We start from the raw sequence: 13,346 nt of genomic DNA, 5'->3' as shown, positions 1-13,346 counted from the left end.
CGATCCGTCGAATCATAGAGAGGCGGCTTTCACCCCACCCCGGCCTTTCAGGCCGACCCTCCCCCTCCAGGGGAGGGTAAAGGTCGCTTCCCCCCAAAAGGCAGGTGCTTGATGGCAACTCTCTCCTTCAAATCCGTCGGTAAACGCTTCGCCGATGGCACGCTGGCGCTCGCCAATGTCGATCTCGACATCAGGGATGGCGAATTCCTGGTGCTGGTCGGCCCCTCGGGATGCGGCAAGTCGACCTTGCTGCGCAGCGCCGCCGGCTTGGAGGACCTGTCGCAGGGCCAGGTGCTGATCGGCGGCCGCGATGTCACCAATGCCGATCCGGGCGATCGGGACGTCGCCATGGTGTTCCAGAACTATGCGCTCTATCCGCATATGGACGTCTATGAGAACATGGCCTTCGGCCTCGGCCAGCGCAAAGTGCCGCCGGCGGCGATCAAGGAGAAGGTGGAAAAGGCCGCCCGCATTCTCGATCTCACCCCTCTGCTCAGGCGCAAGCCCGGTGCCCTGTCCGGCGGCCAGCGCCAGCGCGTCGCCATGGGCCGGGCCATCGTGCGCGATCCGCAATGCTTCCTGATGGACGAGCCGCTCTCCAATCTCGACGCCAAGCTGCGCGTGCAGATGCGCGCGGAACTCAAGCTGCTCAACGCCCAGCTCGGCGTCACCACGCTTTATGTCACCCACGACCAGGTCGAGGCCATGACCATGGGCGATCGCGTCGCGGTGCTGCGTCCGGTGACGAAGGAGGGCGAAAGCAATCTCCAGCAATGCGCCCCGCCGCGCGAGCTCTATGAGAACCCGGTCAACCTGTTCGTCGCCGGCTTCATCGGCTCACCGGCCATGAATTTCTTCACCGTGCGCCTCGGCGAGGAGGCCGGCGCCGCCTTTGCCGCGATTGCCGGCACCTCGCTGCGCCTGCCCCTACCGGCGGGGCTGCTTCAAGCCAATGCCGGGCTCGCCGCCTTCAAGGGTCGCGACGTCATCCTCGGCCTGAGGCCCGAGAGCTTCCGCCTGCCCGTTGCCGCGGGTGAAGGCATTTCCTGCGAAGTGCTGCTCACCGAGATGACCGGCGCCGACGCCTATATCTTCTTCGACCTGCCCGCCGCCTCGTCGGTGGCAGGAACCGTCCGGCTCGCCACCGGATCGGAGGCGGGTGCCGGCGCCGCCAACCGCATCACCGCGCGCGTCGAGCCGGTCCGGCTACCCGAACGCGGCGCCCATATCGAGATCGGCGTCGACATGGGCCAGGCCCGCTTCTTTGCCCCCGACACCGGCCTCGCGCTGCGATAAGTTGAAAAGCGCTCCGTCATCCCCGGCGGGGCTATAGGCCCCGGGAAGGGGATCCAGGGGCCTACGTCGCAGTGATTGCCCCTCGGTTCCCTTCCCTCGCTCCGCTCGCCGGGAATGGCAGCTTCAGGGAGGGTCGAGGGGCGGTATCAGGTCGCTCGCCGCCAGGAAGTCCACGAAAGCGCGCAGCTTGGGGGACAAGTGCCGGCTGGACGGCCACATCACCTGGATGCGGGTGGCCGTTTCGAGATAATCGCCGAGTACGCTCACCAGCGTTCCCGCGCGCAACTGCTCCCGGACGGCCAGATCGGGGACGCAGGCAAGGCCGAGCCCCTCTTCCGCCAGGGTGATCTGCGGCTCCAGCGTGTTCATCACCATGCTGACAGGCAGGTCGATATCCAGCCATTCTCCGTCCCGACGCAGCGGCCATCTGTCGAGCTTGCCACTCGTCCGGAAGCGATAGACGAGACAGGCATGCCCGCTCAGATCCTCGGGGCGCCGGGGCAGGCCGGCCTGGTTGAAATAGCCGGGAGATCCGACGATGGCCCGGCGATAGAAGCCGAGCGTGCGGCTCATCAGGCGGGAATCGGCCTGCTCCCCGGTGCGGATCACCGCATCGAAACCGTCCTCGATCACATCGACGAGCTGGTCGGAGAAATCGAGTTCGATCTCGATCAGGGAATAGAGCCGCCGGAATTCGGCCAGCTTCGACATGAAGCGCAGCCCCATCGAGGGCAGGCTGATGCGCAGTTTGCCCTGTGGGGCGGCTTGGTTGCGGGCGAGTTCGGTTTGCGCCGCCTCGAATTCACCGAGGATGCGTCGGCAGCGTTCGAGGAACAGCGTGCCTTCCGCCGTCAGGGTGACGCTGCGGGTCGAACGGTGAAACAGGCGCGTGCCCAGCCGGTCCTCCAACCGCGCCACCGCCTTGCTGACGGCGGAAGGCGAAATGCCGAGCCGCCGGCCAGCCTCAGTGAAGCCGCCGGCATCCACCGCCTGCACGAAGGCATTGAGGGCGCCCAGACTGTCCATGACGGTTCCCGCATCGAGCATTCATGACATAAATGTCAAAAGTGTTTTGCACTATAGCCAGTTATTCGCCCTTGCGAAAACAGCTAAGGTCATGCCCGTACGGCCGGCAAGTCGCCTCCTGTGGAGGGCCCTTTCCATGGCCTTCCCTCAGGAGTTCTTGCAATGAGTTCGACTGTTTCGATCGGCGGCCCTTCGCCCGCCGTCGATCGCCTGCCGGTCGGCGGGCTGCTGGCCCTTGCCATGGCCGGTTTCATCACCATCATGACGGAGGTGATGCCCGCTGGACTGCTGCCGCAGATGGGCGGGAGCCTCGGCGTCTCCGACGCCGTCGCCGGCCAGTTCGTCACCACTTATGCGGCCGGTTCGCTGGTGACCGCCATTCCCTTGATGACGCTGACCCAGGCCCTGCCACGGCGCCTGTTGCTGCTCATCGCCATCATCGGCTTTGCCGCACTCAACGCCGTCACGGCCGTGTCCTCGAGCCTTCCCGTTACGATGGCGGCCCGTTTCCTCGCCGGAGCCTGCGGCGGCCTGGTCTGGGCCCTGCTCACCGGCTATGCCGCCCGCATGGCGCCCTCGCATCTTGCTGGCCGGGCCATTGCCCTCACCGGCATTGGCGCGCCGCTGGCCTTTTCGCTCGGCGTGCCGGCCGGCACCTTCATCGGCACCTTGATCGGCTGGCGCCTCGCCTTCGGCCTGATGAGCGTGGTGGCCCTGCTGCTGGCCGGCTGGATCCTCGCCGTCCTTCCCGATTTCGCCGGCCGCCGCCAGGATCAGCGCCTGGCGCTGCGACCCATCCTGAGCCTGCCCGGCATCAGGCCGATCCTCGCCGTGATGGGGCTGTTCGTCGTCGCCCACAACCTGCTCTACACCTATATCGCCCCCTTCCTGGTACCCTCGGGCTTGGCCGAGCGGGTGGATGTCGTGCTGCTGTGCTTCGGCCTGGCCGGGCTGGCGGGCCTGTGGGTGGTAGGCGCCCTGATCGATCGACGCCTGCGCCTGATGGTGCTGGGCAATCTCGTCCTTTTCGGCGCCTGTGCGGTCGCTCTCGGCCTGTGACCGGCTTCTCCCGTCGTCGTGCTGGCCGCCGCGGCCGTGTGGGGCATGGTCGCCGGCGGCATACCGACCCTGTTCCAGACGGCGTCGGTGCAGGCGGCCGGCGAAGCAGCCGATGTCGCCCAGGCCTTGTTCGTCACGGTCTGGAACAGCGCCGTGGCGCTGGCCGGCCTCACCGGCGGCCTGCTGCTCGGCGCCCTGGGCGCCTCAGCCCTGCCCTGGGCCATGGTGGGCCTGCTGGCCCTGGCCTGGCTCACGGCCTGGCTGGCGAGGTCGACGGCCTTTCCAAAGCCTCCTGCGATCTGACGGGCGCCGCGAGGATCGCCAGGACGCCGGCCGTGCGGTGTTGCACAGGCAGGCATGGGCGTTCGATTATGATCCCCGGCGGCGGCAGGGGGACAACATGACCAATTCGAGCGACACCATAACGGCAGCAGCACAAGACAGGACGGGCCACGCGGCATCGGCGGCTGGATGATCCTGCCGATCATCGGCCTGGTCGGAACCTTGGTGTTCACCTTGATCAACCTCTATGGCGTCGTCACGGAATGGGAAGGCATCAAGGCCATCATCGCCGGCGATAACCAGACGACGGCGGCCTTGAGACTGTCGGTCGCGGGATCATTTTTTGGCGGCCTCGCCCTTATCGGCCTCGCCGCCCTGTGCCTCTATCGCATCTTCACCTATTCGCCGAGCGTACCCCGCCTGATGACGATCTTCTATATCGGGCTGGTCGTGGTCTCATTGGCGGAACTGGCGGGGACTCCTATATCTCCAACCTGACCAACACGCCGAGCGATCCGACCCATATCAAGGATCTCGTCCGGGCGCCGGTCGGTTCGGCGATCTGGATTCCCTATTTCCACCGCTCGCGCCGTGTCGCCAACACCTTCCGTACGCAGGAGGCCGCCGTCGATCGCAAGATCGGCGAAATCTTCTGACCTCAGCCGATCTTGTCGTTCCATCCCCATTCATCCGCGAGGGCGAGGCATTCGCGCCAGGAAGCCACAGCGTCGCAGGTCGTCACCGAGCGCAGCGATGCCGCCGCGGCGGCGTGGGCGAGCGCCAGGCAGCGCCGGAGGTCCCAGCCCTCGTGAAAGCCATAGAGAAAACCGGCGGCAAAGGCATCACCCGCCCCGTTGGCGCCGGCGATGACCTGCTTGGGCACACGGATGGAGGGCTGGGTGACGATGTCGCCGTCCCGGGTCACGGCGACCGCGCCCGTCGGAAAATGCGCCGCCACCACTTGGCAACTGCCGGTTTCCAGGACCTTTCGCGCGGCGTTGATGCAGGCTTCCACCACCGTGCGGTCATCCCGCACCGTCTCTTCCTCGCCGATCGCTCCCATCTCGCTGTCATTGACGATGAGAAGATCGAGATGGGCCAGCAGCGGACGAACCAGTTCGCGGAGCCGTGCCGGCGAAGCGGTGGCCAGTTCCAGATTGGTGATGAGGCCTGCCTGCCTGGCCTTGCGCAGCACGGTCAGCCAGCCATTGGCATCGCCGTTCCAGGGGACATCCATCTTCTTGTGCACGCCGGGCAGGCCGAGATGGAGGATGCGTCCCCGTGTGTCTGTGAAATCGAAATGCTCCGGCGTCATCAGCGAGGCCGCGCCGGGATTGAAGATGTGGGTGCGCCGGCCGCTGCGTTGGGAGGTATAGGCATCGGTGTGCAGCGTACGGGCATCGCGGGTCATCGCCAGGCGGCGGCGGTCGATGCCATAGCGATCGGCCTCGGCATGGAGCAGGCGGCCATCCTCGTCGTCGCCGATCAGCCCCTGCGTCTCCACCCACATATTCGGATCGAGGCGCTTGATATCGATGGCGAGGTTGCAGCCCGAACCGCCGCCGCGTGATTCCTCGTGCAGGATTTCGACGAGGCCGTCTTCACCCGGCCAATACTCCACCAGTTTGTTGCCGTCGACGCACCAGGTTCCGGCCGTGATGATCCCGGAACGCGTCGAGGCTGGACGCTCACCCTGCATTTCCTCTACCTGTCGAAATGTCCGGTTGCGATGAATCGCGATGACGACTCACCGGCTGCCCGAGTTTATTTGTAGCGAAAAGAAACAATCATTCGAGGCCATTTGCAATGGCGCGATTGCCACGCCTGGGCGGCGCGTGTCCAGCTGCGCATCAACCTCGAGTAGTATCGCGGAGCGAATACTTGCCGGAACCGGGCGGTTGCAGCGATCGGCCCATGCTCTTTTCAGCTGAAAGACATACACCGGAAATCCCCGACTTGGAATTGTCTCGGTTCGGGCCGCCTCGTCATTTCATGACAAACGCGTCGTTTTGTGCTATCATCTCAAGATCTTAGACGGCTCTACCCGCCAAGATGAACGCCACATGAACGGCGTTGATAGCAAGAGTTCATCTATTCTGGCTTAATGGTTAACTTAAGGTAATTTCCAGGTGGAGAGGCTGCCCGCCGGCCCTGGTACGACGAAGGCCGGAGCCACCTCTCAAGGAGTGTTCCATGTTTCGCAAATTACTAGTGGCCGCATTGGCGGCCGTCACCCTGAGTGCTGCGAGTTTGACGGCGACAGCTCCGGCCGAAGCGCGCAGCAACGGTTATTTCTTTCCCCACCATGGCGGCGGCGGCAACTGGGGCGGCGGTGGCCGTCACTGGGGCGGCGGTGGCGGCTGGGGTGGCAATCGCTGGGGCGGCAATCGCTGGGGCGGCGGTGGTTGGCGCGGCGGCGGCTGGGGTGGTCGTCACTGGGGTGGCGGCGGACGGCGTTGGTATGGCCGCGGCTATGGCCGGGGCTGGCGCGATGACGGCTGGGGCTTGGGGGCCGGCCTGGCGCTCGCTCCCCTGTTGATGACGCCCGGCCTCTATGGCGGCTATGGCGGCGGCTATTACGACGACGGCTATTATGATTATGCACCGGCCTGCCGCTGGCGGCGGGTGCGGATCTACACCGATTATGGCTGGCGCATCCGCCGTCAGCGTGTCTGCTACCAGTACTGAGCGTTTTCATGCCCCTCCCGTCTCTCGCCGCTACCGCAGCTGGAGGTTGGAGGGGCGATGCGTCTTGCAGTGTCTCTCGTGACTTGTGGAGCTTAATAGAGAATCTCTATCGTCCGACGAAAATTGATGCTTGATCGCCTTGGAACGAGGGCACATTCTTCCTCTCTAGAACTAGTCGAAAGAGAGTGGCATGCCAGCCCACGAAGATTGGAATACCGCACGCGCGGCTGAACTCATCGCGGCAGGCCAGACGTTGGAAGGCCCGCTTTTGCCGATCCTCCACTCTTTTGTGGAAACCTTCGGCTATGTCCCCGACCCGGCCGTCCCCATGGTGGCCGAGGCGCTCAATCTTTCCCGCGCCGACGTGCATGGCGTGGTGACGTTTTACCATGATTTCCGCAGGGAACCCGCCGGCGAGCATGTCATCAAGCTTTGCCGTGCCGAAGCCTGCCAATCCGCCGGCTGCGAGGCTCTCGCCGACCATCTCGTCGAAAAGCTCGGCATCGAGTTCGGCGAAACGACGCCGGATGGACGGATTACGCTTGAGCCGGTCTATTGCCTCGGCCTGTGCTCCATCTCCCCCGCCGCGATGATCGACGGTCGCCTGGTGGCGAGGCTCGATGCCAAGCGACTCGACAAGGCCTTGGAAGAGGTGGTGCGATGACCATGCGCATCTACGTTCCACGCGATGCAGCCGCCGTCGCCTGCGGTGCCGACGAACTCGCCGCCGCCCTCAAGGTCGCCGCGATCGCCCGCAGGCTCGACATCGAAATCATCCGCAACGGCTCGCGCGGCCTTGCCTGGCTCGACCCGCTGGTGGAACTGGTGACCCCGGAAGGCCGCATCGGCTATGGCCCGGCCGAGCCGGAGGATGCCGACAGCCTGATCGCCGCCTTTACTGGCGATGGCGCCCATAAATTGCGGGTGGGCAAGCCCGAGGAACTGCCCTTCCTCAAGCGCCAGACACGCTTGACCTTTGCACGCGTCGGCATCGTCGATCCGCGCGATCTCGACGACTACAAGGCCCATGGTGGCCTCAGGGGCCTGGAAAAAGCGATTGCCATCGGGCCATCAGCCATCGTGGACGAGGTTACCAAATCCGGCCTGCGCGGCCGCGGCGGCGCAGGCTTTCCGACCGGCATCAAATGGAAGACGGTCGCCGATACGGCCGGCCCGCAGAAATATATCGTCTGCAATGCCGACGAGGGCGACAGCGGCACCTTCGCCGACCGCATGCTGATGGAAGGCGATCCCTTCTGCCTGATCGAGGGCATGGCGATTGCCGGCGTCGCCACTGGTGCGACCAAAGGCTATGTCTATATCCGCTCCGAATATCCCCATGCCATCGCGGCGATGAATGCAGCCATCGACAAGGCCCGCCGGGCCAATGTGCTCGGCAAGGCTATCCTTGGCTCGACCCATGATTTCGACATGGAAACCCGCACCGGCGCCGGTGCCTATGTCTGCGGCGAGGAAACCTCGCTGCTCGAAAGCCTGGAAGGCAAGCGCGGCACCGTGCGCGCCAAGCCGCCGCTGCCGGCCCACAAGGGCTTGTTCGGCAAGCCGACCGTGATCAACAACGTGCTCTCGCTCGCCACCGTGCCGATCATCCTGGCCGAGGGCGCCGAGCACTACCGCGATTTCGGCATGGGCCGTTCGCGTGGCACCATGCCGATCCAGCTCGCCGGCAATCTCAACTACGGCGGCCTGTTCGAGACGGCCTTCGGCATCACGCTGGGCGAACTCGTCGATGATATCGGTGGCGGCTGCTTCACCGGCCGTCCTGTGCGCGCCGTGCAGGTCGGTGGCCCGCTGGGCGCCTATTTCCCGCGCGAGCTCTTCGACACGCCCTTCGACTACGAAGCCTTCGCAGCCAGGGACGGGCTGATCGGCCATGGCGGCATCGTGGTGTTCGACGATACCGTCGACATGCGCCGCCAGGCTCGTTTCGCCATGGAATTCTGCGCCATCGAGAGCTGCGGCAAGTGCACGCCCTGCCGCATCGGCGCGATCCGCGGCAAGGAAACCATCGAGAAGATCATCGCCGGCAAGGACGTGACCCGCAACATCGCCGTGGTCGAGGACCTCTGCCAGACCATGAAGTTCGGCTCGCTCTGCGCGCTCGGCGGCTTCACGCCCTATCCCGTCCTTTCGGCCATCCGCCATTTCCCCGAAGATTTCCACGGCACGCCCCAGCGCATCGCCGCCGAATAATCGCCCAAGGAGACAGTCAATGTCCCTCGTCCACGAAATCGACTACGGCACGCCGCTCTCCAAGTCGGAGAAGATGGTCACTCTGATCATCGACGGCCAGGAAATCACCGTGCCCGAGGGCACCTCGATCATGCGCGCTGCCATGGAGATGGGCACGCAGATCCCCAAGCTCTGCGCCACCGACATGGTGGACGCCTGGGGCTCCTGCCGCATGTGCCTGGTCGAGATCGAGGGCCGCAACGGCACGCCGGCTTCCTGCACGACACCCGTCGCGCCAGGCATCAAGGTCAAGACCCAGACCTCGCGCCTCGCCGAGATCCGCAAGGGCGTGATGGAGCTCTATATCTCCGACCATCCGCTCGACTGCCTGACCTGCGCCGCCAATGGCGACTGCGAATTGCAGGACATGGCTGGTGCCGTCGGCCTGCGCGAAGTGCGCTACGGCTATGAGGGCGACAACCATCTCGGCCTCGATAAGGACACCTCCAACCCCTATTTCACCTTCGACACTTCCAAATGCATCGTCTGTTCGCGCTGCGTGCGCGCCTGCGAGGAAGTGCAGGGCACTTTCGCGCTGACGATTTCCGGCCGCGGCTTCGAAAGCCGGGTCTCGCCGGGCATGAACGAGGCTTTCCTCGATTCCGAATGCGTCTCGTGCGGCGCCTGCGTGCAGGCCTGCCCGACGGCCACCCTCACCGAAAGCAAGGTGATCGAGATCGGCCAGCCCGAACATTCGGTGGTGACGACCTGCGCCTATTGCGGTGTCGGTTGCGCCTTCAAGGCCGAGATGCGCGGCGAGGAAGTCGTGCGCATGGTGCCCTATAAGGACGGCAAGGCCAATCGCGGCCATAGCTGCATCAAGGGCCGCTTCGCCTGGGGCTATGCGACCCACAAGGAGCGCATCCTCAAGCCGATGATCCGCTCCAAGATCACCGATCCGTGGAAGGAAGTGAGCTGGGAAGAGGCGATCGCCTACACCGCTTCCGAGTTCAAGCGCATCCAGGCCAAGCACGGCAAGGCCTCGATCGGCGGCATCACCTCCTCGCGCTGCACCAATGAAGAGACCTATCTGGTCCAGAAGCTGATCCGCGGCGGCTTCGGCAACAACAATGTCGATACCTGCGCCCGTGTCTGCCATTCGCCGACGGGCTATGGCCTCGGCCAGACCTTCGGCACCTCGGCCGGCACGCAGGACTTCGACTCGGTCGAGGACAGCGACGTCATCATCGTCATCGGCGCCAATCCGACGGACGGCCACCCGGTCTTCGGCTCGCGCATGAAGAAGCGCCTGCGCCAGGGTGCCCGCCTGATCGTCATCGACCCGCGCAAGACCGACATCGTGCGCACGCCCCATGTCGAGGCCGATTATCATCTGCCGCTCAAGCCGGGCACCAATGTTGCGGTGGTGACGGCGCTTGCCCATGTCATCGTCACCGAGGGTCTGGTCGCCGAGGACTATGTGCGTGAGCGCTGCGACCTGGACGAATTCCAGAACTGGGCCAGCTTCGTCGCCGATCCCAGGCATTCGCCGGAAGCGGTGGAAAAATATACCGGCGTGCCGGCCGAACTGGTGCGTGGCGCCGCCCGCCTCTATGCCACCGGCGGCAATGGCGCCATCTATTACGGTCTCGGCGTCACCGAGCACAGCCAGGGTTCGACCACGGTGATGGCGATCGCCAACCTCGCCATGGCCACCGGCAATATCGGCCGCCGCGGCGTCGGCGTGAACCCGCTGCGCGGCCAGAATAACGTGCAGGGCTCTTGCGACATGGGCTCGTTCCCGCATGAACTGCCGGGCTATCGCCATATCGCGGGCGATGAAGTCCGTCACATGTTCGAGGAATTCTGGGGCGTCCATCTCGACAAGGAACCAGGGCTGCGCATTCCCAACATGCTCGACGCCGCCGTCGAGGGCTCCTTCCTCGGCCTCTATGTGCAGGGCGAAGACATCGTTCAGTCCGATCCCGACACCAAGCATGTCACGGCGGGCCTCGCTGCGATGGAATGCGTCGTCGTGCAGGACCTCTTCCTGAACGAAACCGCCAATTATGCCCATGTTTTCCTGCCTGGCTCCTCCTTCCTGGAGAAGGACGGCACTTTCACCAACGCCGAACGCCGCATCCAGCGCGTACGCAAGGTGATGGCGCCCAAGGCCGGCTATGCCGACTGGGAAATCACGCTGTTGATCGCCGAAGCCATGGGCTTCCCCATGCCGTACGAGCATCCCTCGCAGATCATGGACGAGATTGCCCGCCTCACGCCTTCCTTCGCCGGCGTCTCCTATGAGAAGCTGGAGCGGGACGGCTCGGTGCAGTGGCCCTGCAACGACAAGGCGCCCGAGGGCACGCCGATCATGCATATCGACCATTTCGTGCGCGGCAAGGGCCGCTTCATGGTCACCGAATATATCCCGACCGACGAGCGCACCGGCGCACGCTTCCCGTTGCTGCTCACCACCGGCCGCATCCTGTCGCAATACAATGTCGGCGCGCAGACGCGGCGCACCGAAAATTCGATGTGGCACGAGGAGGATGTGCTGGAAATCCATCCGCACGACGCCGAGCAGCGTGGCATCCGAGATCATGACTGGGTGCGCCTGGAAAGCCGCTCCGGCTCGACTTCGCTGCGCGTCACCATCACTGATCGCGTGGCGCCGGGCGTGGTCTACACCACCTTCCACCATCCCTCGACGCAGGCCAACGTCATCACCACCGACTATTCGGACTGGGCGACCAACTGCCCCGAATACAAGGTGACGGCGGTGCAGGTCATGCCTTCCAACGGCCCGTCGCAGTGGCAGGAGGAATATGAGGCAATGGCGAAGAACTCGCGTCGCATCGCGGCGGAGTGAGAACAGCACCCTTCTTCCCTTGCGGGATCTGGCACTTCCCATGGAAGTGCCAGATCCCGGCGGGGGGATGAGGGGTCGTGACCTATGCGAATCATATTGCTGAAATCAGGGATTGAGAGGTTGATCCACCCCCTCGTCCGGCCTTCGGCCGCCCATGGCACTTCCATGGGAAGTGCCAGGTCCCACAGGGGGAGAAGGAGAAAAACACCATGACCGATCCCGTCCGCTCCATCTCCCGCTTTGCCTGGCGTGACGGCGTGTTCACGCCGGGCGAGCGCACGGTTCCCGAGGAGATGGCGATCTCGCTGGTCTATGACGGCGGCTCCCACGCCGTGATGATGGGAAGCCCTGTCGATCTCGAGGACTTTGCCTACGGTTTCTCTATGACCGAAGGCATCATCGCCTCTCTCGACGACATTACCGAGTTCGAACGCGTCGATTACGAGGAAGGCGTCGAATTGCGTATGTGGCTGAGGGGCGATCGCGGCTCAGCGCTTGCCGCCCGCAGGCGCATACTGGCCGGGCCCACGGGCTGCGGCCTGTGCGGCATCGACAGCCTGACCGAGGCAGTGCGCAAGCCGCGACCGGTCACCGGTGAGCTCAAGCTGTCACCGGCCGATATCGAAACCGCCCTCGCTTCGCTCACGCCCGCCCAGGTACTGAACCACAAGACCCGTGCCGTGCATGCCGCTGCCTTCTGGACCAAGGCGGATGGCCTCATCGCCCTGCGCGAGGATGTCGGCCGGCACAATGCGCTCGACAAGCTGGCCGGCGCCCTGGCCAGGCGTTCGATCGCTCCCGCTTCCCAGGGCCTTCCGGGCATCGTCGTCCTCACCAGCCGGATCTCGGTGGAGATGGTGCAGAAATCGGCCGCGATGGGTGCATCCATCGTGGTGGCGGTCTCCGCCCCCACGGCGCTGGCCATCCGCACCGCCGAGGAAGCGGGTATCACGCTGATCGGCATCGCCCGCTCCGACGGCTTCGAGATCTTCACCCATCCCCATCGCATCGTTTCGGAGAAACTCGCCCATGTCGCATGATGAAGCCGCGCATGATGGCCATGCACATGACCCGTCTGCCAAATTGGTGAGGATGGCCAACCAGATCGGCATGTTCTTCGCGTCCCAGCGCGAGGAGGTGCGGGTCCCCGGTATTGCCGAGCATATCCGCAAATTCTGGGAGCCGCGCATGCGCAACCAGATCTTCGCCCACCTGGACGCAGGCGGCGAAGGCATCGATCCGCTGGTCAGGAAGGCTCTGGAGACATTGCGCGAGAAGGCGTGAACTCTCTGGCATCCCAGGAGACTTCCATGTCCGGCACCCTCTTCGACTGGGACAAGATCGAACCGCGTACAGTCATTCCCGGCTTCCACGGCCGTTTCATGCATTCGGCTTCGATGACTTTCGTACTCTGGCAGATCGACGCGGGAGCCACGCTGCCCTTGCATTCACACCCGCATGAGCAGGTGGTGCATCAGTTCGAAGGCGAATTGGAAGTCACGGTCGACGGCCAGAGCACGGTGCTGAAGCCGGGCATGGTCGCGGTGGTGCCGTCCCATGCGCCGCATTCCGGCCGCGCGTTGACGGCCTGCCGGACCATGGACGTCTTCCATCCCCTGCGCGAAGACTATCGGACAGGCGCCCCGAGCGTGCTGCAGCAGGCGATGCCGGAATAAGCGGGCGCTTTGCCGCCGCTCAACCGCATCCATCGTCGTTTTGGCCGGGTTCCTGCTCTCAGCGGCTGGGAAACGGCGAAAAATCGCCTTTCATCTTGCTCTACCCCTTCCATCTTGATATGGAACCGCCCATGTGACGCTCAGCTGTCATCTTCGATGAGACAAGCGTCCGAAAAATAGACCAGAAAGACGTTTCCGCAGTGCGGGCCTTGCGCCGGCCGGGCGTGTTTTTCCTAAAACACCCCGCCTGTGGC

14 protein-coding genes are annotated in these 13,346 nt (G+C 64.5%); 12 read left to right on the top strand and 2 right to left on the bottom strand.

Annotated elements, in window-relative coordinates; translation table 11 throughout:
• Positions 1–111 precede the first annotated feature (111 nt).
• Positions 112–1,296, top strand: coding sequence for an ABC transporter ATP-binding protein (locus AB4037_RS07885; protein ID WP_441771116.1), 1,185 nt, complete (start codon positions 112–114; stop codon positions 1,294–1,296).
• Positions 1,297–1,419: 123 nt separating this feature from the next.
• On the opposite strand, the gene AB4037_RS07880 is transcribed toward AB4037_RS07885, so the two are convergent.
• A complete protein-coding gene (locus tag AB4037_RS07880) occupies positions 1,420–2,322 on the bottom strand; it encodes a LysR family transcriptional regulator (protein WP_434958390.1) in 903 nt (300 codons plus the stop codon).
• A gap of 162 nt (positions 2,323–2,484) precedes the next feature.
• Here AB4037_RS07880 and AB4037_RS07875 point away from each other — a divergent pair, with 162 nt between their 5' ends.
• The 4 genes from AB4037_RS07875 (at position 2,485) to AB4037_RS07860 (ending at position 4,319) form a co-directional block, all read left to right on the top strand.
• Positions 2,485–3,381: an MFS transporter gene (locus tag AB4037_RS07875; protein WP_441771115.1), complete on the top strand. Its 897-nt coding sequence runs from the start codon at positions 2,485–2,487 to the stop codon at positions 3,379–3,381.
• Between the two features lie 18 nt (positions 3,382–3,399).
• Positions 3,400–3,684, top strand: coding sequence for a hypothetical protein (locus AB4037_RS07870; protein ID WP_441771114.1), 285 nt, complete (start codon positions 3,400–3,402; stop codon positions 3,682–3,684).
• Positions 3,685–3,840: 156 nt separating this feature from the next.
• Positions 3,841–4,161, top strand: a complete 321-nt coding sequence (locus AB4037_RS07865) for a DUF2569 family protein (protein ID WP_441771196.1) — start codon at positions 3,841–3,843, stop codon at positions 4,159–4,161.
• A complete protein-coding gene (locus AB4037_RS07860) occupies positions 4,122–4,319 on the top strand; it encodes a DUF2569 family protein (protein ID WP_441771195.1) in 198 nt (65 codons plus the stop codon). Before AB4037_RS07865 ends, AB4037_RS07860 begins: the two co-directional genes overlap by 40 nt.
• A 2-nt stretch (positions 4,320–4,321) precedes the next feature.
• On the opposite strand, the gene AB4037_RS07855 is transcribed toward AB4037_RS07860, so the two are convergent.
• Positions 4,322–5,362 (bottom strand): carbohydrate kinase family protein, encoded by a 1,041-nt coding sequence (locus tag AB4037_RS07855; protein WP_441771113.1) that lies wholly within the window; start codon positions 5,360–5,362, stop codon positions 4,322–4,324.
• Between the two features lie 494 nt (positions 5,363–5,856).
• Between AB4037_RS07855 and AB4037_RS07850 the strand changes: the two genes are divergently transcribed.
• The 7 genes from AB4037_RS07850 to AB4037_RS07820 all read left to right on the top strand — a co-directional run bounded on the left by AB4037_RS07850 (position 5,857) and on the right by AB4037_RS07820 (position 13,092).
• Positions 5,857–6,351 (top strand): hypothetical protein, encoded by a 495-nt coding sequence (locus AB4037_RS07850; protein WP_441771112.1) that lies wholly within the window; start codon positions 5,857–5,859, stop codon positions 6,349–6,351.
• A 190-nt stretch (positions 6,352–6,541) separates the two neighbouring features.
• Positions 6,542–7,015 carry a formate dehydrogenase subunit gamma gene (locus AB4037_RS07845; protein WP_434958396.1) on the top strand — a complete coding sequence of 158 codons (474 nt, stop codon included), beginning with the start codon at positions 6,542–6,544 and terminating at the stop codon, positions 7,013–7,015.
• Positions 7,012–8,565: a formate dehydrogenase beta subunit gene (locus AB4037_RS07840; protein WP_441771111.1), complete on the top strand. Its 1,554-nt coding sequence runs from the start codon at positions 7,012–7,014 to the stop codon at positions 8,563–8,565. The genes AB4037_RS07845 and AB4037_RS07840 overlap by 4 nt, the downstream gene beginning before the upstream one ends.
• 19 nt (positions 8,566–8,584) lie before the next feature.
• Positions 8,585–11,416, top strand: coding sequence for a formate dehydrogenase subunit alpha (fdhF, locus tag AB4037_RS07835; RefSeq protein WP_441771110.1), 2,832 nt, complete (start codon positions 8,585–8,587; stop codon positions 11,414–11,416).
• A 209-nt stretch (positions 11,417–11,625) separates the two neighbouring features.
• Positions 11,626–12,456: a formate dehydrogenase accessory sulfurtransferase FdhD gene (gene fdhD / locus AB4037_RS07830; protein WP_441771109.1), complete on the top strand. Its 831-nt coding sequence runs from the start codon at positions 11,626–11,628 to the stop codon at positions 12,454–12,456.
• Entirely contained in the window at positions 12,446–12,700 is a 255-nt protein-coding gene (locus AB4037_RS07825) for a formate dehydrogenase subunit delta (RefSeq protein WP_434958400.1), read from the top strand. Before fdhD ends, AB4037_RS07825 begins: the two co-directional genes overlap by 11 nt.
• 26 nt (positions 12,701–12,726) lie before the next feature.
• A complete protein-coding gene (locus AB4037_RS07820; RefSeq protein ID WP_441771108.1) occupies positions 12,727–13,092 on the top strand; it encodes a cupin domain-containing protein in 366 nt (121 codons plus the stop codon).
• Positions 13,093–13,346 lie beyond the last annotated feature (254 nt).

It is taken from the genome of Labrys sp. KB_33_2 (assembly GCF_052114505.1).
In the GTDB taxonomy this organism is placed as follows: domain Bacteria; phylum Pseudomonadota; class Alphaproteobacteria; order Rhizobiales; family Labraceae; genus Labrys.
The sequence above is the reverse complement of the archived record's forward strand: the minus strand, read 5'-3'. Positions and strand labels throughout refer to the sequence as shown.